17 protein-coding genes and 1 pseudogene are annotated in these 21,529 nt (G+C 47.8%); 6 read left to right on the top strand and 12 right to left on the bottom strand.

What is annotated here, in order from left to right:
• Positions 1-13: 13 nt before the first annotated feature.
• A complete protein-coding gene (locus MHI43_RS05135; protein WP_036661848.1) occupies positions 14-823 on the bottom strand; it encodes an AAA family ATPase in 810 nt (269 codons plus the stop codon).
• Positions 824-1,087: 264 nt separating this feature from the next.
• Positions 1,088-1,678 carry a TetR/AcrR family transcriptional regulator gene (locus tag MHI43_RS05130; protein WP_012819158.1) on the bottom strand — a complete coding sequence of 197 codons (591 nt, stop codon included), beginning with the start codon at positions 1,676-1,678 and terminating at the stop codon, positions 1,088-1,090.
• Positions 1,679-1,868: 190 nt separating this feature from the next.
• Between MHI43_RS05130 and MHI43_RS05125 the strand changes: the two are divergent.
• Positions 1,869-2,156, top strand: a pseudogene (locus MHI43_RS05125) (nitroreductase family protein); the annotation flags it as partial.
• A gap of 147 nt (positions 2,157-2,303) precedes the next feature.
• Complete coding sequence (locus MHI43_RS05120) at positions 2,304-3,476, top strand: MFS transporter (RefSeq protein ID WP_036661852.1); 1,173 nt, start codon at positions 2,304-2,306, stop codon at positions 3,474-3,476.
• 198 nt (positions 3,477-3,674) lie between these two features.
• On the opposite strand, the gene MHI43_RS05115 is transcribed toward MHI43_RS05120, so the two are convergent.
• Both MHI43_RS05115 and MHI43_RS05110 read right to left on the bottom strand, forming a co-directional pair.
• Positions 3,675-4,835, bottom strand: a complete 1,161-nt coding sequence (locus MHI43_RS05115; protein ID WP_036661853.1) for a cobalamin-independent methionine synthase II family protein — start codon at positions 4,833-4,835, stop codon at positions 3,675-3,677.
• A gap of 209 nt (positions 4,836-5,044) precedes the next feature.
• A complete protein-coding gene (locus MHI43_RS05110; RefSeq protein ID WP_036661856.1) occupies positions 5,045-6,034 on the bottom strand; it encodes a tRNA-dihydrouridine synthase in 990 nt (329 codons plus the stop codon).
• Between the two features lie 541 nt (positions 6,035-6,575).
• Here MHI43_RS05110 and MHI43_RS05105 point away from each other — a divergent pair.
• From MHI43_RS05105 to MHI43_RS05095, 3 genes are read left to right on the top strand one after another with little or no spacing between them, the layout of a single operon-like run.
• A complete protein-coding gene (locus MHI43_RS05105) occupies positions 6,576-7,769 on the top strand; it encodes an MBOAT family O-acyltransferase (protein ID WP_036661858.1) in 1,194 nt (397 codons plus the stop codon).
• A gap of 45 nt (positions 7,770-7,814) precedes the next feature.
• Complete coding sequence (locus MHI43_RS05100; protein ID WP_036661860.1) at positions 7,815-8,975, top strand: hypothetical protein; 1,161 nt, start codon at positions 7,815-7,817, stop codon at positions 8,973-8,975.
• The gene (locus MHI43_RS05095; RefSeq protein ID WP_036661862.1) at positions 8,956-9,141 is read left to right on the top strand and encodes a hypothetical protein; all 186 of its coding nucleotides are present in this window, start codon (positions 8,956-8,958) and stop codon (positions 9,139-9,141) included. The genes MHI43_RS05100 and MHI43_RS05095 overlap by 20 nt, the downstream gene beginning before the upstream one ends.
• A gap of 171 nt (positions 9,142-9,312) precedes the next feature.
• Here MHI43_RS05095 and MHI43_RS05090 read toward each other — a convergent pair whose 3' ends face one another.
• Complete coding sequence (locus MHI43_RS05090) at positions 9,313-9,879, bottom strand: hypothetical protein (protein ID WP_036661864.1); 567 nt, start codon at positions 9,877-9,879, stop codon at positions 9,313-9,315.
• Positions 9,880-9,983: 104 nt separating this feature from the next.
• Between MHI43_RS05090 and MHI43_RS05085 the strand changes: the two genes are divergently transcribed.
• Entirely contained in the window at positions 9,984-10,232 is a 249-nt protein-coding gene (locus tag MHI43_RS05085) for a hypothetical protein (protein ID WP_155989864.1), read from the top strand.
• A gap of 109 nt (positions 10,233-10,341) precedes the next feature.
• Here MHI43_RS05085 and MHI43_RS05080 read toward each other — a convergent pair whose 3' ends face one another.
• From MHI43_RS05080 to MHI43_RS05050, 7 genes are all read right to left on the bottom strand, one after another.
• On the bottom strand, positions 10,342-11,571 hold the full coding sequence (locus MHI43_RS05080) for an alpha-L-fucosidase (RefSeq protein WP_036661869.1): 1,230 nt from the start codon (positions 11,569-11,571) through the stop codon (positions 10,342-10,344).
• 78 nt (positions 11,572-11,649) lie between these two features.
• Positions 11,650-13,356, bottom strand: coding sequence for an ABC transporter substrate-binding protein (locus MHI43_RS05075; protein ID WP_036661871.1), 1,707 nt, complete (start codon positions 13,354-13,356; stop codon positions 11,650-11,652).
• A gap of 133 nt (positions 13,357-13,489) precedes the next feature.
• Positions 13,490-14,389: a carbohydrate ABC transporter permease gene (locus tag MHI43_RS05070; RefSeq protein ID WP_009593409.1), complete on the bottom strand. Its 900-nt coding sequence runs from the start codon at positions 14,387-14,389 to the stop codon at positions 13,490-13,492.
• 54 nt (positions 14,390-14,443) lie between these two features.
• Positions 14,444-15,439 carry an ABC transporter permease subunit gene (locus MHI43_RS05065; protein WP_009593427.1) on the bottom strand — a complete coding sequence of 332 codons (996 nt, stop codon included), beginning with the start codon at positions 15,437-15,439 and terminating at the stop codon, positions 14,444-14,446.
• A gap of 224 nt (positions 15,440-15,663) precedes the next feature.
• Positions 15,664-17,928: a helix-turn-helix domain-containing protein gene (locus MHI43_RS05060; RefSeq protein WP_036661874.1), complete on the bottom strand. Its 2,265-nt coding sequence runs from the start codon at positions 17,926-17,928 to the stop codon at positions 15,664-15,666.
• A 170-nt stretch (positions 17,929-18,098) separates the two neighbouring features.
• Positions 18,099-20,396, bottom strand: coding sequence for a thiamine pyrophosphate-dependent enzyme (locus MHI43_RS05055; RefSeq protein WP_036661876.1), 2,298 nt, complete (start codon positions 20,394-20,396; stop codon positions 18,099-18,101).
• On the bottom strand, positions 20,393-21,415 hold the full coding sequence (locus MHI43_RS05050) for a 2-oxoacid:acceptor oxidoreductase family protein (protein ID WP_036661879.1): 1,023 nt from the start codon (positions 21,413-21,415) through the stop codon (positions 20,393-20,395). The genes MHI43_RS05055 and MHI43_RS05050 overlap by 4 nt, the downstream gene beginning before the upstream one ends.
• Positions 21,416-21,529: the final 114 nt, after the last annotated feature.

The following is a 21,529-nucleotide window of genomic DNA, read 5'->3' as shown; positions in this document are numbered from 1 at the left end:
AACTCAACCCTATTCATTCAAACAACCTCTGGTGTTTATGGAAAAATCGATAAAAGAATTGGACATTGTCCAGCTCAAACCATTCTGCCGTTTGCAAAATCTTGGCATCGAGATTGTAGATCTTTGCATGAAGCGTACCCAGGACAAAAGGGGAATGCGTAGCAATAATAAACTGACTGTCGAAATAACGCGCCAAATCGTTCATTTGCTCGGCCAGCTTAATTTGATTTGCCGGAGAAAGCGACGTTTCCGGTTCATCCAATAAATACAGTTTCCCGGGAAGCAAATATTCCTCAAAAAACTGCATCGAGCTTTCCCCGTTCGAATACTTCTCCTGAGCGAATTGAATAATGTCCATCTTCTTCTTGAACTCATACGACTGCTCCAGCTCTTCTACCTCGGCCTTGCTCTTTCCCTGAACGAGCTGCTCATGCAGCAGCCCTTCGCGAAGCACGCTTTCCTGCTGTATTTTCTTGATTTCATACAACAGATCCTCTGACTTGATGTACCGGCTCCCGTCGGGAAGCTTATATAGGGGACGCTCCTGATCATCATGCCCGAGTTGATAGCTGCTTTCCTCGATAAACCGCTGCGCGTAAGCGTTGTGACCATAGCTTGTCATTCGCTCAGCGCCCGCGATTCCCAATTTGTTGGCGATCAGATTCAGCAAGGTGGACTTGCCGGAGCCGTTACTGCCGTATAATACCGTGATTCGATCAAACAGCAGAACTTCCCCTGCCATGTGCCTGAACACATGATCGGGATAGATATTCGGGTTGCCGGAAATGGTAGAAGAGAGTTTGAAGTTACTTAAATATAGCATTGCCCTTGCTCCCCTCTCGGAAAATGAAATGATTCAAGTTTGATATTCATACCTGGCCATTCTATGGATGCAACCATCCGACCCAAACAGCCTTTCTATTCAAGAACGGTCCAAATATCCAGTGCCGTCAGACGAATCGCCTCAAACTCATGATTCCGGTACGCTCTTAAACGGTCGGTACAAGCCTCGCTCCTGAATAAGGATTCGCAAATTGTCCGCATTGCATCTTGTTTCTTCCGCAGGATAGAGCAATAGCGACAGGACCTATCCCAGCAATTCTTTAGCTCCGTTCATCACTAAGGGCATAGTCTGTTTAACGAATGATTCCGCACTTATTAGACGCCCCTCATTATTCCAAGCGTAAGCCGCCCCATACATCCCCCAACTTAACATGTTAGTAGCTGTATTTATTAAGAATTGCGCGTTTGGACTCGACAGCATCTTGTCTTTGTCTATAAAGGAAAGAAGTATCGTTTGAATTTTTTCCTTTATTTGAATTTCGAATACAGCTCCAAGCGATGTATACCTTCTTTTGCACATAGTGCTTAGATCTTTGTGAAAATCGCATACACCCAGAAAAATACTCTGGATGGTTTCTTCATTTAATACTTCGTGACCGCTTATTCTACGATTTATGATTGTCATAAAGGATTCCATTAGTCTGGCCTCTAGAATTTCGAATTTATCTACAAAGTGCGCATAAAAAGTCGCTCTGTTAACAGTAGCCCGCTCTGCAATATCCTTAACGGTTATCGATTCAAAGTCCTTATCTTGAATTAATGAAGCAAAAGCGTCTTGAAGCAGTCGCCGTGTACGTATCACTCGAGGATCAGCTTCATTCTTTTTAATTGCCATGGTTAAGATCTCCCCTAATAAAACGACATTATAGAAATGGTGTTGTCTATACAACGGTTTATGGTTTTTGATGATTGCGCACCATTCTGTTGTTATCATAACATATAAATACAACAGATGTTGTTCAAACAACTAATGTTGTATTGAAACAAAATGCAGAATACCGCTTTTCCAAAAGGAGGAGAGAACCATGTCGGTTTCACAACCGTCACTAACGATGGAGCACCAACTTTTTTTTGATGTTATTCGAGAACGTCGGTCGGTTCGTAGCTATGATCCCTAGATCAAGATTTCGCGGGAGGAATTGACCGGAATATTGCGGCAAGCCACGCTGGCCCCTTCAGCCGCTAACCTGCAGCCGTGGCGGTTTCTCGTTATCGACTCGCCGGAGCTGAAGCAGAAGCTGCTTCCGATCGCATCCAATCAACAGCAAGTGGTCGAGGCTTCGGCTGTCATTGCGGTACTCGGAGATTTGGAGTGATATAAATTGGCGGGCTTCTTTGATTTGATGATCACAATTAACCTATATATGAGTATATGCTGATATAAGCATAAATTTTGATTTATATTTTTATTTCGATATTTTTAAAAACATCGTTATTTAAACACATCAGGAGAGTGAATTATGAAGAGCACATGGAAAGTTTACGTTCTAGCCTTGGTCAGCTTTTTAGTTGGAACATCCAATTACATCATTTCCGGGATATTGGACCGGATCGCAGAGACGATGGGAACAAGCGTTGCGGCAGCAGGCCAGCTCATTACGGTTTATTCCCTTGCCTATGCGGTCGGCACGCCTATTTTAATGGCGCTGACGGCCAAAATGGACCGGCGTAAGCTTCTACTTTATTCGCTGGGCCTCTTTATTATCGCAAATCTGCTGACATTTATATTGACCGGCTTCGGTCTCTTCATTGCCGCTAGAATCATTACGGCGTTAGGCGCCGGGGTAGTCACCGTTAACGCGCTCAGTATCGCCGCCAAAATCGCTCCGCCAGGCAAGCAAGCCAGCGCCATCGCCAACGTCACCATGGGCATTACCGCATCGCTCATCATCGGCGTCCCACTCGGCAGAATGGTAGCCTCGGCTTTTGGCTGGAAAGCGGTATTTCTGGCCATCGCAATTGTCGGGGTCATCGCCATGCTCGTCATTGCTGCGGTTTTTCCACGTATGCAGGGCGACAAGCCTGTCCCTTTGATCAAACAATTTGCTTTGTTAAAGAAACCTCAGGTTTTGGTTGCTTTAGCGATTACTTTTTTCTGGTTGGGCGGATATTCCCTTGCCTATACTTACATCTCCCCTTTTCTGCTAGAGGTGACTCATTTAAATGAATCATTGATTAGCGCAGCTCTGTTCGTGTTCGGCATTGCCAGTTTGATTGGCTCGAAAGTCGGCGGCTACAGCGCGGATAAACGGGGCATTATATTTACGCTCGTTTCAGGGATGGTGCTTCACGTCATTTCGTTGATATTGCTATCCTTAGTCGGACAGTCGGTCATTGCCGTATTCGCCATTTTGATCCTCTGGTCTTTTGCCGCCTGGTCATCCGCTCCAGCGCAGCAATTTAACCTGGTCAAGCTTGTTCCTGAATCCTCGGGCATCATGCTGAGCTTGAACAGTTCCATGATGCAGTTTGCCATGGCTGTCGGCGCAGGAATCGGCGGGCTGATCGTTAACCGTGTTTCTTTGGCATCCATTACCTGGTTCGGGGTATTCGGCGTTCTCATCGCCATCATTGCCGTGTTTGTATTGTCCAGCATGGCATCACGGCATTCGGCGGTGCAGACAGCGGATTAACGGTATGCTAAACATGGAATATTTGATAAAGGACTCTGCTCACTAAGTTGATCTTGGAGGTATGACTCATGCAAAGACCAGAATTGATCGTTTGATCACATTGAACAACTAGGGACCATCCAAAAAAACACGGCGACCTCTCCCCTGATTGAACTCCAGGAAAAGGTCGCCGTTCATATTTAAATCTCGTTTTATTGTCTAGCTACCCCAGTATTGCTTGGCAATCTGTTGACCCTGATCGATTTTTGCCCATTGCTCGGCTTCGCTTAGCTCGTTCCCGCCATCGCAGGATGCAAAGCCGCATTGGTGCGAGAGCAGCAGACGATCCTTATCAATGATTTTGGATGCTTCGTCAAGCAGACGGATGACGCGTGCTTCATCATCCAGCGTATTGGTTTTGGAAGACAGCAAGCCCAGAACAATCTCCGTTTCCGGTCTGTCCTTGAAAACCTCCAGTGCTTCAATCGAACCCGCACGATCATCATCCCACTCCAGGAAGAAGCGATCATATTTCAACTGCTTCAGGAACAGGTTGGCGATTTTCGCATAAGATCCACCGCCCATGTTACGGGAATCATAGTTCCCGCGGCAGTTGTGTGTCCACATTTTCAAGCCGAGGCTATGACCGAAATCAATGACTGTATTGTTTATATCAATAAATTCGGTGGCGAGACCCTGAACTTCCGCTTGATTAATATGCTCCCCTGTAAACGGAGAGTTCGGGTTGTCATCTGCAAACAGCTCCCACAAGCAATCATCGAACTGCAGGATTTTGCCGCCTGCCGCAGCGAATTCCGCCACAAATTCCTTATACGCGCTCACAAGGCCCGCTTTGAGCTCCTGTTTGTTCTGATAAACCGCATCCGTGCCGCCAATGTTATCCGACCAGGAAAGTTCACCATAGATATGGGAAGGTGACGGTACGCAAAGCTTCGTTTGCTGATCGCCTGCCGTATCTTGCAGCTGTTTGAACAACTTAATGAAGTGATGATTCTTTCCGCTCAGTTTGCCAGTAATGCGCAGGCCGATATCTTTGCGTGTTTCATATTTCGAAGTTCCGTCCACATCCCGGAAAAAGTAACCGTGATCCGCGATATAACGCTCGACCCCATCAAAGCCCCATACAAAATCCAAATGCCACATCGATTTGGAGAATTCGCCGTCCGTAACAACCGACAGGTTATGCTCGATTTCCTTTTTCACGACCTGTTTGATCGCCTCGGTCTCGCACTCGGCATACCCTTCGAAGTTTTCATAGAACGGATACTGGATATCATCACGATGTTCAATTTGCGTTTTATATTTCAGCAGCTCTTCGGGCCGCAACAAACTTCCTACGATCTGGAACTTATCAGTCATGTACATAACCCCCTCGTTGTATAGCGATATCATATCACGACGAGCAGAGTTATAAGGCATACCAAAATCTCATAACTAGTTATAGCTAAAAGCTATAGCAAGAATGACGGGCTGAGATTGTCCAAAAGAAAAAACACAGCCAAGTCGGCCATGTTTTCCAAAAGTGTTATTTGTTCTCCTGAAGCGCTGGTGTTCTCCAGCCTGTCCATTTAATTTCCTCGTTCATCTGCCTCATCAGAATGCTTGCTTCCAAACTCATCGAGCAGCGCACGAACTTCACTTGTTGACTTTGCGTTCATTAAGTTATTTCGGAGTTCACTTGCCCCTCGGAATCCACGGACATAAATTTTGAAGAAGCGGACAAGGGCGCTGAAGGAACGCCGCATCTGTGCCGAATATTGATCATGGAGATCCAGATGCAGCCGCAGCAGATCAAGCAATTCTTCACTGCTATGATCCCTCGGCTCCTTCTCGAAAGCAAATGGATTATGAAAAATCCCGCGCCCAATCATAATGCCATCCACACCGTATTGTTCAGCGAGCTTCAGACCGGTCTGACGGTCAGGAATATCCCCGTTAATGGTTAGCAGTGTATCGGGCGCCACCTCATCACGAAGCTTCTTAATCTCCGGAATCAGTTCCCAATGCGCATCGACTTTGCTCATTTCCTCTCTTGTCCGCAGATGAATGGACAGATTTACAATGTCTTGCTTCAAAATATGGGTCAACCAGTCGCGCCATTCGTCTACGGCAGTGAAACCGAGCCTTGTTTTTACACTGACGGGCAATCCCCCGGCTTTGGCGGCCTGTATAATGTCCGCTGCAATGTCGGGACGGCAGATCAGCCCGCTTCCCTTCCCATTCTCGGCTACATTCGCTACAGGGCACCCCATATTAATATCGATGCCTTTAAATCCTTCTTTCGCCATGCCGATACTCATCTGACGAAAGAATTCCGGCTTATCTCCCCAGATATGGGCTACCATCGGTTGTTCATCCTCTGTAAAAGTCAAACGTCCGCGCACACTGTGGTTCCCATCCGGGTGACAATAGCTCTCTGTATTCGCAAACTCCGTAAAAAACACATCCGGTCTGGCGGCTTCACTTACGACATGGCGAAACACAACATCCGTCACATCTTCCATGGGCGCCAGTATAAAGAAAGGCCGCGGTAAATCACGCCAAAAATTATCTGTCATATCCAATACTCCTCTATACATACCAGGACAAATCTTTATCCCGAAATAGTAAATACAACCTGTTGATGTTCTTACTTTTTCTTCACTTATAGCATGTTTAATCAGCTTAATCAAACGGCAGTTTATGTTAGATCGTAGACACCTCAATGAATATATCATAATCCAGAGAGGAGCATACTCCCCATAGATTCGAAAAAAGGAGGGCGATCGCTAGAAGAAAGGGCTTTAATTTCGTCCGGTTCCGTTGGCAACGAACTAAAAAGTCGTCCCGCACTGATTATTAGGGTTCGATTGCCATGCCCGCTCCCCCTCCATGATGCTTTAGAACAGCCAGTTGCAACTTTGGTAGAATGATGATCGTCTATTCTATGTGCTTCCTCTAAGGGGCATGAACTTGAATCGGTTTTTGGATTCGATAACCACTTAAAAATAAATATATTCATAAAATTCCCATACGTTTCAACTGATGGATACTGTAATATGGATAAGTGCTTTCAGAGATAAGTATTTTTGGCAACTCGGATGGTGGATACGGAAAATTATGATGTATACGGATTGGTTTTATTGGCTGTTCGTGTTCGTGGCTGTCGTCACGTATCACCTCATGCCGCATCGTCTCAGACCCTGGGTGCTCTTTGCCTCAGGCGTCGCATTTTACTACAATTATGCAGGTGCTTACCTGTTCCTGTTGCTTGCGGAAGTTGTCATTGCCATTGTTGTCGCGAAAGCCGCGGCGAAATGGAGAAAGCGATGGATTTATCCCGCTGGTATCCTTACCGCCATTCTCGTGCTTGGTTATTTCAAGTACACCAACATGATGCTGGATACGTTAAATGAGTTATTTGCTTTTGTTCATCAGCCCTTCTTGCCTAAGGCAGAGCAGATTGTGCTCCCGCTCGGCATTTCCTACTTTACGTTCGAGCTGATTCATTACTTGGTTGAACGCAAACGCGGAACGCTGCCGGAGCATCGGCCGGAAGGTCTGTTGTCGTTCATTTTCTTCTTCCCGTCGATGGTGGCGGGCCCAATTAAGCAATTTCAGATGTTTCATCCGCAGCTAACATCGAAATTTCACTTGGACCACATGCTGATCGGAGTCGCCCGAATCGGGTGCGGCCTTTTCAAAAAGCTCGTCCTCGCCGGATCCATTGATATGCTGGCGCAGCCCGTCTACTCGGCGTCCGGCATAGCTGAGGCAGATACCGCCAGACTCTGGATTTCGCTTGTCGCCTATACGTTCGTCATCTATTTTGATTTTTCTGGCTATTCAGACATTGCCATCGGGACAGCTCGCTTGTTCGGCATTGTCATCCCGGAGAACTTCCGCTTCCCTTATTTGGCACGCAGCATAGCCGAGTTCTGGAACCGTTGGCACATTTCGCTCGGTTCATGGCTGACCCGCTATGTGTATTTTCCCCTCGGGGGAAGTCGTGTTCCTGCTCCCCGGGTCTATTTCAATCTGATGGCGACGATGACTGTCTCCGGCCTCTGGCACGGAGCCGCCTGGAATTTCGTCATTTGGGGCATGTTCCATGGCGTGATGCTGTGCATTCATCGCTATTATATGAAGCAGCTAAAGCCTGCATTAAAGCCTGTTCCGAAATGGCTGAAGCCGGTAACGGTCACTGTCGCGATGTTGATCACGTTCTTCGGTGTAACGATCAGCCGCGTATTTTTCATATTGCCGATCGCAGACGGATGGGATTTAATGCTCCGGCTGCTTGGTATGCGATAAGTTGCCGATTCCCTAATATGGATGGAAATGGAAGTGTAAGATATATTGCGTAAATTAGTTTTTAATAAAACCGTGTCCGTCATGCTGATCTCCTTTGCCTTGGTCGGATTGCTTGGCTTGAGCATTGAAGCCGATCAAGTGGTCGATCAAATGAGACAAGAAGTCGTGACGCATGCGGAAAAAGAGCTTCGCGTTCCGACATACGATGCCATTGTCTTTACGCCGTTATGGGTCGAATACTTGAAGGAGCATCCGAATGACGGCACAAAGGTGATCGGCATGTTCGGGCCCTCCACGGTCTTCGGCACGACCGTAAAAAAGGGGGAGAACACCTCGGCCGGTGTCCTTCAGGCTCATTTGAAAGACAGTCGCGTGATCAACCTGGGGATTTCCGGCGGAAGATTTACGGAGACTTACGCCCTGCTCGCCTCGATGATTGACGAGATTGATTTTGTCGTCTATGAGATCAATTATGGGATCGTCGTTGTCTCGGATAATGAGCCGGACGTTGTCGTCTATCCGTCGCTGGTGGAGAAGCTGGGTCAACCCATCCCGCGCAGCTGGCTGGTTGATTTCCCGGACAAAAACCGCGAATCGCTCCCAAGCAACGCCCACAATTGGGTGACGTCCCATTTCCTGAATAAGTGGACTCTCTATCATGATCGCGATGCGATCAGCTACCGTCTGTTCATGACTCGTACGCCGATGGAGAAAATCCGCCAGGAAGTCCAAAAGAACGAAAATGAAAGAAAAGGGATAGAAGAAAGCTATACGCCGATGTTTACCCCTTATGACAAAATGAATGACGCTCAACAGGAAGGCATCGACAAGCACTATGCGGAGCTTTATCGGTGGAGTAAGCCTTTTGATCAAGATCACAGCTTCGGGTTGTTCATGATTGAAAAAACGCTTGAACTGCTGCAGGAGCATCATAAGAAAGCCGTGTTCTATTCGGCTCCGCTGGATAAAGAGCATATTGCCAACAAGAAGCTTTTCAGTTGGAGCGAATATACCGAAGCGATGGGCGCTTATCAGCAGCTGGTAGAGTCTAGAGGATACCCCTATATCGAATTTAATCAAGAGGAGAACAATACAATCCCGCATGAATATTATCGCGACTCGGCCCATCTAATCGACAAAGGGAATAACATGTTTGGCGAAATCTTGTATATGAGGATGAAAGATTATGAAATTACAGCCCCATAGCACCACATCGGCCGAAACGAAAGCCCGCAGCCTCACTCATCATGTCGGAAGGGCACTGATCATGGTGGGAGTGGCACTTGGCGGAGCCATCGTCCTGATCGCCATCGTACTTGGTATTTTGTTCTTTTCCGGAGAAACGCAGGAATTTATTTATATGAACTTCTAATGTACATGAAAGCGGCGTGCAATGACTGACTTCCTGTCCTGCATGCCGTTTTGCAATTCATCGTAACGATTAGAACGAAGACGCGATTGACGCGCATCCCCATTCTCGTTCCCCAACCACCCTACTTGATCTGCTCTTGAAAATTCTTTTAACGAAAATTATTTATGCTCATCACGCACGGCGCCGCAGTTCATAAAAATATTGCACAATCGGATGCTTTAGCTTCATCCTGTCTGCCATGTTTACAATCCGCTTTTTGCCAACCCGTCTGTCTACCAAAGCTAGAATATTCAATAAGATATCATCGCTCTCCATGCTTTCTTCTATAGAAGTAGATAAGAACTTATTCGCTGTAGCAACAAAATTGGATTTACTTAATGCAGCCTGTGCTGACAAAAGCTCCTTTGCGAGGACCGATATTTTTCTATTTCTTGCAATGACGTTGAGACGATCCTCGGGAACGGTCCCTTTGGTTTCCTTTCTGACGGCTTCCAATTCATCGTCGCTGATCGGAATTTGGATATGGGGATCATTCTTAATTTCCAGCTCCGTCTGATACCACCTTATGGAGCTGGTTTTATCACTCATATGGAGTACGTTCTTTTTATCAACCGAAATATAACAAAGCCCTGCTTTATCAGGTAAATAACGATAACCGGTTGCGCGATATTCAACCCTTCCGGCTAATGCAGGACTGAGAAAGCTCTCCAGCTGTTGCTTCAATTTGCTCCAGGACATGGTTCCTCCTATGTTTTCAAACCCTGAGGGCGGGATCAATCTGCACATCTTATTCAGTATGAATAAACCCCTGCCAAAAAACAACCCATAACATGTCCCACCTATTGAATGGAATCGGTCGAATCCAAAATGGCATCCTCGAACTTGAGCCCGAAGGGTATCATGAAGCATATGATGATGATTACGATGAAGAATATGTTGACGAATACGATGATGTGGAATATGAAGACGAAAGCGAGGATCGGGGGCGCGGATCTAGATCCATGGAATGCCCGAGCTGCGGAGCCAGGATCATCGTGCATGCTAACGATGAGAAGAAATGCGACTATTGCGGTAACGTGATTAGCGCGTAAACTCAAGATACCCAGGCCGTATTTTCTAAGCTCCACTTAAGAAATATAGACAAAGTACCAAATACCAAGAACAGACTGCCGTGGCAGTCTGTTCTTGGTTTTACTAATTTCATTCCACGTGATATGCAGCTAAATTGCGGATCAAGGGCTGCTCCACGCTGGAAAGAATACGAACCCGCAATTGATCGGTTTCGATGGTATCGAACCGGTCGATTTTTTTATGCCCGATCGCACTTCTGCGTACAAGCTCTTTCCATTCGCCTTGGCTGTATGCTTCGAGCACGTATTCACGCACACGCTCCCCATGGGCAATGTCTTCCATGATGATGACGTGATTGACTGGCTGAATATACTCCAGCTTCAGCAGCAGCTCGGTTCCTTCTCCACTCGTTTGGCCAACCGGCTGCCCGAATCTGCGGCGGATTTCATCTCCGAATTCAATGACACGCTCCACATCCACTTCAGGCAGCAGCCCGCGGTTGTCCGGGGATATATTCAAGAGCAGCGTAGCGCCATGGCCGACCGAACGGTAATAAATATCCAGCACGTCCTCCAGGCTTCTTAAGCTTGCTTCATCGTCAGGATGCCAGAACCAGTGAAGCTTGCGTATCGGAACATCGCATTCGGCCGGTACCCAGGCCGGGGTTCCTTCCATCCAGGTCATCATGTCACTGGTGAACATGCTCTCCCTCGCTGTGGTGGCCGTATTCCAGCAGGGATAAGGCGCAACGCCGTCTTCATTTCCTACCCAGCGGATCGTTGGGCGCCCCATATTAAAGACCATTGCATCCGGCTGATATTGATCTACCAGACCGATGATTCTGTTCCAATCGTATTCCCTGCCTTGGGAACCGGCTCCGTCGAACCATACTTCGACCAGGGGTCCATACCCGGTCAGAAGCTCCGTTAATTGCTCCGCGTAAAAATCGTCATAAGCCTCTTTATCGGGATAGCAAGGTTCATGCCGATCCCAGGGGGACAGATACAACCCGAACTGGAGCCCTTCCTCTCTGCAGGCATCGGCAACTTCACGGACGACATCTCCTTTGCCGCCCCTCCATGGGCTGGACTTCACAGAGTAATCGGTCGTTTTCGTCGGCCACAGACAGAACCCGTCATGATGCTTTGCGGTCAATACCAGATACTTAAAGCCTGCGCGTTTTGCGGTCCTGGCCCACTGCCGGGCATCCAACTGCTCTGGATTGAAGATCTCCGGCGAATCCGTTCCGTCTCCCCACTCCTGATCGCAAAACGTGTTCATACCGAAATGGCAGAACATACCCAGCTCCATATCCTGCCATGCCAGCTGCTGCGGAGATGGCTTTGCAAGTTCATTCATTGAATCATACACCTGCTTTCTATGAAAATGATGATCCCCTGCGAAAGGGAAACCCGTGCGCAGGGAACCGATTTAGCATTATTTTCCGGCATCCAATGCCTTTTGATAGATTTCCAGGTACTGGTTCAGCTGCATGCCATCCAGCCCTTTCACATATGCATCCCATTCTTTGTTAATATCTTTGGAGCCTGTAATAAACTGGGCCATATTGGATTTCACGTAGTCGACAAGCGTTGTCTTGATCTGAGCTACGAGCTCGGCATCTTCAAGTGCGATGAACAATCCCGATGGATATTGCTCCTTGGATTGATACGGTTCATATTCCTCGGAGACTTTATTCAGACGGGTACCGTATCCATCGGGAGCGAGCGGATCCTGAGGAGCTGTCCAGGACGCACGATAAGCGTAGGTTCTCAGTGATGGACCGATCTGCTCCCAACCGTCATTATGCGTCGGCTTTTTATCGGGGATAGGAATAGCCGTATATTTAGCCTGCTTTCCATCCATACCCTTTTCTCCGGATTCAGCTTTCCGCCACCCTTTGCCTTCAGGGCCATGTTCCTGCAACACGATCGCTTCTTCCGTATACAGATAATCCGCTAACCGGATGGCGGCAATCTGCTGCTCTTTCGTCGCTTTATTCGTAATCGCAAATTGTGAGACACCGATTCCCGCAAAATTCAGCGTCTGCTGCACACCATTCGGGCCTTTCAGCGGCGGCAGGGCAACATAATCTTTATGACGCGGCGCCTTATCATCCATGCTGTAAGCATAACTAATTAAAGCAGTTGATAACGTACCCATAATATTGTCCGGTTCCCGGTTGGCCATTTGCTGAACCGCATCGGCATTCTGGGTAAAGGCTGCGGGATCAATTAATCCCTCTTTGTACAATTGATTCAGATAAAGGAGGCCTTGCTTCCACTCTTCTTTGTTTGCCGTAAAATCAACTTTGCCATCCATGACGCGGAGGAACGTACCCGAACCCTTGTCGACGTAATCATCAAGGATAAACGAGTTCATCAGGAAGGCGGAGACGTTGCCTGCCCACATTTCATCCGAGCCTGTCAGCGGGATTTCATCTTGTTTGCCGTTGCCGTTCGGATCCTTCTCTTTGAACGCTTTCAGCACAGTATAAAATTCGTCAGTGGTCGTTGGAACAGGCAGTCCCACTTGATCGAGCCATTTTTTATTGATCCACATTTTGAGCGCATTGTCACAATGGTAGCATTCATTGACCTGCGGCAATGCATAGATGTTGCCGTCCGGAGTCGTGATGGAGGCTTTCATGTAAGGAATATCCTCCATCGCTTTCTTGATATTGGGTGCATATTGGTCTATCAAATCATTCAGAGGGATAAACACGCCCTGCGACCCATACTTCATTTGCTCTTCCTTGGTCAAATTCCCTTGGAGAATGACTTCAGGATAATCGCCGCCGGCCAGCATGAGCTGCTTGCGGTCGTTCAAAGCATTTTCCGGTACAAGGTCCCAAGCGATATTGACGTTCGTCTTCTCTTCAAGATATTTGGTGAATAGGTTGGTATCCATGTTTTCGATTGATGCAAGCTGCGGAGCGAACATTTTAATGGTCATCGGCTCCTTCACGATCGGATAGGAACCAACGGCATTAAATAAATCTTCATTAGCAGCACCGTTGTCGTCCGTCTTGCCAGTTGACTGATTGCCGGAATTGGTTCCGCCGCAGGCACTAAGCAGCAGCATGCCGGCCATTAGGCAGCTAATGATACCTAGCCAGTTTTTCTTCTTCATGCTCTTTTCCATCCAATATACCCCCCGTTTATCATCCGTATTTCGGGCGTTTGGCCCTTTCCTATGCTTTTGCCTCCACCAGCTTTTGCCGTATCTGAATAATGTACGGCCTCACCTCCTTGAAACCATAATTGCTCTGTCATGATCAGCCCTTTAGCGAGCCGATCATGACGCCTTTGACAAAATGTTTCTGGACGAAAGGATATATGATAAGCACAGGCAAGCTCGCAACAACGATCAAGGAGTATTTCAGCAAATCCTTGAGCCCCTGCTGCGCCTGCATCTGGCTCACATCCGCCATCATGGAAGCATCGACCGAATTCAGAATTAGAATGTTTCTGAGAATGATTTGAAGCGGGAACAAGTCAGGATTCCTTAAGAAGATCAGTGCATCAAAATAAGCATTCCAATGCCCGACTGCATACATCAAGGTCATGACCGCAATAATGGGTTTGGACAGCGGCAGGACAATGCTGAATATGAACCGGATGTCACTGCATCCGTCCAGCTCCGCGGCTTCCGCCAATTCATCGGGAATCGTGGTTTGGAAAAACGTCCTTGCGACGATAACCTGGAATACCCCCAGTGCCCCCGGCAATATCATGGCCCACCGCGTATCCAGCAGATGGAGATTCTTAACGACGAGGTAATAAGGAATCAGTCCTCCTTCGAACATCATCGTGATCACCAGCAGAACCATGAAGAAATTGCGGCCGTAAAGCGACTTCTTCGCCAGCGGATAAGCCAGCATAATCGTGAGCGTTACATTGATGAGGGTGCCGACAACGGTATAAAAGAGGGAATTCAGATAGCCGACGCCGATCTGCGGATTATTGAATACCGCCTTGTAGCCGTCCAGCGTAAAATCTACGGGAAACAGCCAAACCTTGCCCGATGTAACCGCCTGAGGCGAGCTGAAGGACGAGCTTACGATGTAGATTAATGGTACAGCTACGGCAATAAGAACCAGGGTCAAGAACAGATAGATCAAGAACATGAAGAGGCGGTCGCCTTTCGATTCACGTATAGCGGCTTTTTTGAACATAGGGTCTCCTCTCTTTCCAAAGTTGCTATTGTTTACTGGCTGCGTAGAACAGGCCTACCACAAGCTGCTGTTCGACAGCTTTCTGGCGATGTAATTGACGGACACCAGCAGAATAAGATTGATGACCGAGTTGAAGAGACCGATCGCCGTTGAGAAGCTGAAGCTGGAGCCCAGCAAGCCAACCTTGTACACATAAGTGGATATGACTTCCGACGTGCTTAAATTAAGCGGATTTTGCATCAGGTATATTTTTTCAAATCCTAGTTTCATGATGTTGCCCAGATTGAGAATGAGCAGAATGACCGATACGGGAATAAGGCTTGGTATATCGATGTTCAGAATCTTCTGGATGCGGGACGCGCCATCTACTTTGGCTGATTCGTACAGCTCCGGGTTAACGCCGGACAGTGCTGCGATGTATATAATCGCTCCGTAACCTGTAAATTGCCAAACATCGGACCAGACGTAAATGGACTTAAACAGGCCCGGTATACCCATAAAATTCGTATTACTCATACCTAACATCTCGAAAAATTTACTGATCATCCCCACATTTGGCGTCAAGTTGACGATAATGATCGAAACCATAATCACCGTAGATATGAAATAAGGGGCATATGAAACCATCTGTACCGTCTTCTTGAATAGGCCGTTGCGGATTTCATTCAGCGCGAGTGCCAGCAGGATCGGTGCGGGAAAGCCTACAATCAATCCGTAGAAGCTAATGCCAAGCGTATTCTTAATGTAGAGCCAGAAGTTCGGCGAATCGAAGAACTGGCGAAAATATTTCAGCCCGACCCAGTCGCTGCCCCAAATTCCCTGGATGACGTTATAATTCTTGAATGCGATTACAATACCGGCCATCGGTATGTATTTGAAAATAATCAAATAAAGAACGGGTAACAAGAGAACGAGATACAACTGCCAATGACGCTTAATTTGTTTTCCTCTGGACCTTCCTTTCTTCACTTCTGGCAGCGCTTTCAATATTATGGGAGGTTTCGGTTCCAGGCTTGGTTCGGTTTGAAGCCTAGCGTTCAGTCTCGGCATGCGGGTTAGCTCCTTTCGTCCATTCCTACTTTCAGGTCCTTGCGATGTAAACCGAGTGTATACAACAATGTCATCCGGCAACAAGAAACAAAAATAAAAACGACTAACCATTTTCGCCTGGGCCTCCTCATAAAAAGCGAATCAGGGTTCATTCCAGGCGGACGGAACGCCTTAACAACGGGTTCGTTCTCAATCAAAAAAGGCAGCGATCCATGATCGCCGCCTTAACCGTTTTCTACTGCTGAATCATTTTCTCCCCGTTCCTTGGCCTTCCGGCCATTCCTGTATTCGCCCGGGGTAACTCCAGCCGTCCTCTTGAAAACGCGGGTAAACGAAATAGCATGGGCATATCCGACCCGCTCTGCGATCTCCTGCACGGAATAATCGGTTTCCGTCAGCAGCCGCTTCGCTTCCTTCATACGGATATCAATAAGGAAATCAACGAACCTTTGTCCGGTATTTTCCTTAAACAATTTGCTCACATATTTGGCGTTCAGCTGAAACCGATCGCCCAGCATTTCAAGGGACAGATCCGGATTCGCATAGTCACGCTCAATTAAATCGCATATGTTTCTAATGATGCTGGAGTATTGGTTGTCATTATGAATCTGCTTCATCTGTTCATAATGCTCCGTCAGCACTTGTTTAATTTCCTGTCTCAGCTGTTCCAGGGAATGGGAATTATCTACCTTAACCGTCAGCTTCGGCAATCCCTCCTGTATCCACTTGTTATAAATTTCCTTGCCGAGTCCCGACATTTCGCGGCCGGTGTAATAAACCAGATAATTCATCAGGCTGAGTATTTCATCATTGGTCAAGAAGCTGTTCTTCAGCTGTTCAAACCATTGATCGTAATCCTCGCTCCACTGCTCCTTCTGCATTCTGAAGGACTGGATGATTGCACGAATCTCACCTAAATGCGTATAAACCTCGACAATGCCATGGCTCGAAATATCCTCGCTGCGGATCAAACGATTCTCACCGAGCACGATTTTATACTTTAAGGCTTGCATCGCATCTTTATAGGATTGCGGAATATCGCCAATCTGATCTGTCGACCGACCCATTCCCATCGTAATTGTAAATTTCAAGTTTTGGTGCGTCCATGCCAGGATTTGTTCCGCAATTGGAACCAGTACGGCCTCCTCAAACTTGTCCTGATCCCGTTCTTCAAACAGAATAATGGACAGATTGGAAGGTGATGTCCATTCCGACCACAGCCGGCAGTCCCATTTCGAAGCGATCTCATCCACGACCGTCCGCAGAGTGAATTTAAGCAGATCTTGATCGGTCTTGGAATAATCCCGACAGAAATCCCCGTACTTATCAATCTCCAGGATGAGCATACGATATCGGTCCAGTGGCAGCGGCAAATTCAGTCGAGCCGCTTCAGACTTCCATTCGGATACAGATAGAGGCGAGTCACCTTCGATCAGCTGGCGGAACATAAACCGGGTCCTGACATGGAGATCCTCCCGGTATTTCTCCTGATATTCCTTGGATTGTTCCAGTATGTTGTCAAAGGCGGATTCGATAAATGCGAATTCATCCAGCTTCCCCTTACGTCGGCCACTGCTCACCACAGGAAGCGAATAGCTGCTGAAACGGGCAGCGATCTCCTCAATTGGCTTGGAATTTCGCCTGGAAACATAAATCATCCATAGGAAGCCGATGGCAATCATGCCAAGACCTATGATAAACCAAAGATTATAGAGATAAGAGATAGCGCTTACAAAACCGTTGTTCAACAAACCGCTTCCATAGTTCCAATTCGTATAGCTTGATACATACTGGGAATTGACTTGGGATGGCGGACGATCCGCTTTGGTGCCGAACAAATGATTTCCGAAGGTATCCTGAACCTGAATGAAGCTCATGTTGGAATCCAGCATCTCTTCGGTAAGCTTGTTCAAGGATTCCGTGCTCACATTGACAACGATCATGCCTAAGTCGTTTTTCATGTAAGGCGATCCTCTGACCAGGCTGACCACCTGCTTGCCGCCCTTCATTTTAAATTGTTCGAAATTTCTCGCGCCTGTCCATTTCGGCGTTTTCGATAATTGATATTGCTCGATAAAACCACGATCCGGATATGTACTTACGTATCCATTCGTGGCATTGCTGAGCACATAGCCGTCCGAATTCCTCACCAGATAAATCGAATCGATCAAGGGATAATAATTAATAATCTCCTTGAGCTTCTGAACAGCTTGAATATTAATATAGGGATCGCCAACGGAAGATGATTTAAAAAAATCATTCAAAGCCTTGCTGTTGATACTTTCGAGGACGATCATATTGTCGATCACCTTCAGGGACGTGTCCACCATGCGCATCGCTTGCAAGGAAAGCGATTTATTGGCATTAAGCGCCTCCCGCCGGCTCTGTTCGCTGAACAACTGGAAGAAAACAAAAAATATAAAGGTAATCACAATGACAAAAATAGGCATATAGGAGAGCAATAGACGCTTGTACCAGGATCTCTGCATGATCAACCCTCCCACCGTTTTTTCACAAATTTTTAATTATTATAACTTAAAAAGCGCCTTTTGGGTTATAGTTCTCCATAGTCATAACGATACGCCCATACCTAAACAAAAAAAGAAGCGGGACAATGCCCGCTCCGTTGTTGTAAACCTAGTATGCTGAATTGAATATTTTATAGCAGCGGGTTCTCGTGTTTCGCTTTCAGAATCGACCAGCGCCGCTCCACTTCTTTTTCAAATTCGCCAAGCATTTCTTTGTTTTCTTCCTTGAGCAGATGTCTTGATTTGCCCATGTATTTCAGCCATTCGCTGAGCGGCACCTGTTTCTTCTTCGCTTCAGGATCGTACGTAATATTCGTTTCTCCCTGCTCCACTTCATACAGTGGGAAGAAGTTTGAATTCACGGCCGCGCGGACGATGTTCTCCCCATCCTTGTCGCTCGATTTCCAGTTCAGCGGGCATGTGATCAACAGCTTGCCGTAGACGGTACCTACATTCTGGGCGTACCACTGCGCTTTCGCCGCCTTTTTCACAAGATCCTGCGGAAATGCTTCCGTCCCCGTGAATACGTACGGAATATGCGCCGCCGCCATCATTTGCACCGTATCTTTATGATGGAACGCTTTGCCCTGCTGCTGTTTGCCGACACCGGACGTACTGGTCATATGCCCTAATGGCGTAGAGTACGAAAGCTGTGCACCGGTGTTCATATAGCCTTCATTATCATATTCCAGAATGATCAGATTATGGCCCCGCAGCGCCGTCCCGATGGCCGAGCCCATCCCGATGTCCATGCCGCCGTCGCCAGTCACCATCACAAAAGTGAAATCCTCGGGAACTTCGATTTCCCCGCGGCGTTTCTTCTCAAGGAACGCTTCTACCGTGCCGGATAAAGTAGCCGGTCCGTTCTGGAACAAATTATGAATGAAGCTCTGCTTATGCGAGTTATACGGATAACCCGTTGTTGTGATATAAGCGCAGCCGGTATGGAATAAAGTAACGACATTGCCTTCAATCCCTTTGAAAAAGAGCTCCAGCGCCGGGAAAATACCGCAGCCTGGGCAAGCTCCGTGGCCGGAAGCAAACCGTTTCGGTTTCGCGGCAAGCGCCCGCATCGGCGGCACTTTAACGGCTAGTTTACTTGTCTCTTCATCCACCTTTACGGTGATCAGTCCAGATTTAAAGCTGTCTCCATTCATCGGGGCAATGACCGGCTGCAGTCTTTGCTCCTCAGCTCCTGGTGTTTGGCCGTAATAATCAAACGGCACTTTGGCATAACCGAGCTCCATGGCCTCGATCGTCAAGGCAAAAAAAGCTTCCGCGTCATCCGCGTAATAGTCTTTCCCCCCAAGTCCAAATATGCGCGACAGCACAATAGGCTGCGGACCACGGATTTCCTGCAGGGCCGCTTTGACCTCATGGGTCAGATTGGCCCCATGTGCGCCGTAAGAATCGGCACGTTCGCCAACCAGCAGCGCTTTGACACCTGTCAACGCCTCGCGGATTTCTCTTGCCGGGAACGGCCGAAGAATATTCGGGCTGATTATGCCTGCTTTAATTCCTTTCGCCCGCAGCCGATCCACGACGTCTTTGGAGGATTCGGCCGCCGAATTGAGGAGGAATAAAGCCACCTCCGCGTCTTCCATGCGGTACAGATCAAGCGGCGAATAGGATCTTCCGGACAAAGCCGCGTATTCCTCTGCCACTTCCTTGAATACCTCGCCCGCACGGTACATGGCGTTTGACTGTTGGAAGTGGTTGTTCATCAAATCGTCGCCGTTCATATAAGCCCCAACAACGATCGGGTTGTTCTCGTCCAGCACATGCGGATATTCAGGCGCCTGTTCCCCTACAAACCCCTGAACGGTTTCCCGGTTCGTGAATATTTGTACCCGGCGTTTCTGGTGCGATGTAAAAAATCCGTCATAAGCTACAATGACCGGCAGGCGTACGTCTTCATGTTCAGCGATTCGCAGCGCCATAATATTCATGTCATACACGGCCTGCGGTGAACGGGCGGTCAAAATCACCCAGCCGGTGTTCAGGCCGTAGTAAAGATCCGAATGGTCACCGCGAATATCCAGCGGTCCGCTGACTGCACGCGTCACCAAATTCATGACCATCGGGAAACGTGTGCCCGCTTGCACAGGAAGCTGTTCGATCATATACAGGAAACCATTTGCGCTGGTAGCATTGAATACCCGTGCTCCGGCTGCGGCCGCACCGTAGCAAATCCCCGCCGATCCATGTTCGCCGTCAGCTGGAATGAGCTTGATGTCATGTTCGCCGCGTGTACGCATCATGTCAAGATATTGGGCGATTTCCGTAGAAGGAGTAATCGGAAAATAACCCATAATGTGATAATTAATTTGGGCAGCCGCCATGGCAGCCATTTCGTTTCCCGATTCGAAAACTGCCGTTTGAGCGGCCGCCAGCTTGTTCTCCGTTGTTTCTTGAATTTGCATATTCATGATCGGACTCCCTCCGCAGTTATATAGGGAAATGATTGCGGCACACGGTGCTGCTCCGCATAATGCGGCTCTTCTAACATGGCAGCTAAAGCGGTGGTCGGACAAGCTTCGATACACTTCAAGCAGCCTTTGCAATACTGATAATCGATACCTTTCATAAACATCTGCATGTTGCCGCGCTTATCCGGTTTCTTCTCCCACACGATGCAGAAATCCGGACATACCGTATCGCAGGCGGCACAGTGTATGCAGTCCTCGATCTTGTATTCTGGCAAATATCCCTGCCGAGAGCCGCTAAGATCCTTCAGGACACTGTTCGCCGTAACGTTCAGAATCCCGCCCAGCTCCTGCGTGTCATATCCAAGAATCGGCTGCGGTCTTGCAAAAGCGATTGGGTCTATAAGCGCTGAGCCATTTCCTAAGGAAAGGAACCGGACTTCGTTATATCCTCTGTCAAAGGTCCGCACATTCGCTTCCACGAGGTGGGGCAGCTTCTTCTCAAATGTTGTGCGGATCACCTGCCGCATATCGTCCGGGTCTAGAAAGCTGCAAATCCGGAACAAAGCCCCCAGCATGGCCGTATTCACTTTGGTTTTTTCCTCAACGGAAATTTTCAGCGCATCAACTACGGCCAGCGTTCCCTGCTTCATGTTCAGATCCACGGCCACTTCGGAAAGGGCTCGCGCCGTATTCACAAGTACCGTTCCATCAGGCTGTAATCCGCTTATGACATCGATCGTCTTATACAAGGCTTCATGAAATACGCCGACGACATGCGGCTGCTCAATGGGACTGTGATCGCGGATTTCCACCTCGGAATCGCAGAACCTTACGAAGCTCTTCACCGGCGACCCTTTTTTCTCCGAACCATAGCTGGAAAAATTCGAACCGTTAAGTCCGGAACCGGTAACCCCAGCTTCGGCCAGCATTTTTCCGGCCAGATTGGCGCCAAGCCCGCCGATGGATTCGAGACGGATCTCGAAAAATCCCAGTTCATTCTTTTGAGGTAAAATCGACATGTTCTCTCCTCATTTCTTCTTAGGTCATTAATTCCAGTTTAAAAGAAGAAACGGACCGGGTTTGTGATTAAACTCACTACTCAAAAAATTGTGATTCCAATCACTATGTCGGTT

The sequence above is a fragment of the Paenibacillus sp. FSL H8-0457 genome (assembly GCF_038051935.1).
GTDB lineage: Bacteria > Bacillota > Bacilli > Paenibacillales > Paenibacillaceae > Paenibacillus_AQ > Paenibacillus_AQ lautus_A.
Note: the sequence above shows the minus strand (reverse complement) of the source record. Positions and strands in the feature narration are given on the sequence as shown.

Coding starts and splice junctions, on each gene's coding strand:
- MHI43_RS05105 (WP_036661858.1), top strand. CDS start 6,576: ATGATGTATACGGATTGGTTTTATTGGCTGTTCGTGTTCGTGGCTGTC.
- MHI43_RS05130 (WP_012819158.1), bottom strand. CDS start 1,678: ATGGCAATTAAAAAGAATGAAGCTGATCCTCGAGTGATACGTACACGG.
- MHI43_RS05110 (WP_036661856.1), bottom strand. CDS start 6,034: ATGACAGATAATTTTTGGCGTGATTTACCGCGGCCTTTCTTTATACTG.
- MHI43_RS05070 (WP_009593409.1), bottom strand. CDS start 14,389: ATGTTCAAAAAAGCCGCTATACGTGAATCGAAAGGCGACCGCCTCTTC.
- MHI43_RS05075 (WP_036661871.1), bottom strand. CDS start 13,356: ATGGAAAAGAGCATGAAGAAGAAAAACTGGCTAGGTATCATTAGCTGC.
- MHI43_RS05080 (WP_036661869.1), bottom strand. CDS start 11,571: ATGAATGAACTTGCAAAGCCATCTCCGCAGCAGCTGGCATGGCAGGAT.
- MHI43_RS05120 (WP_036661852.1), top strand. CDS start 2,304: ATGAAGAGCACATGGAAAGTTTACGTTCTAGCCTTGGTCAGCTTTTTA.
- MHI43_RS05065 (WP_009593427.1), bottom strand. CDS start 15,439: ATGCCGAGACTGAACGCTAGGCTTCAAACCGAACCAAGCCTGGAACCG.
- MHI43_RS05050 (WP_036661879.1), bottom strand. CDS start 21,415: ATGTCGATTTTACCTCAAAAGAATGAACTGGGATTTTTCGAGATCCGT.
- MHI43_RS05135 (WP_036661848.1), bottom strand. CDS start 823: ATGCTATATTTAAGTAACTTCAAACTCTCTTCTACCATTTCCGGCAAC.
- MHI43_RS05115 (WP_036661853.1), bottom strand. CDS start 4,835: ATGACTGATAAGTTCCAGATCGTAGGAAGTTTGTTGCGGCCCGAAGAG.
- MHI43_RS05090 (WP_036661864.1), bottom strand. CDS start 9,879: ATGTCCTGGAGCAAATTGAAGCAACAGCTGGAGAGCTTTCTCAGTCCT.
- MHI43_RS05060 (WP_036661874.1), bottom strand. CDS start 17,928: ATGCAGAGATCCTGGTACAAGCGTCTATTGCTCTCCTATATGCCTATT.
- MHI43_RS05055 (WP_036661876.1), bottom strand. CDS start 20,396: ATGAATATGCAAATTCAAGAAACAACGGAGAACAAGCTGGCGGCCGCT.
- MHI43_RS05095 (WP_036661862.1), top strand. CDS start 8,956: ATGAAATTACAGCCCCATAGCACCACATCGGCCGAAACGAAAGCCCGC.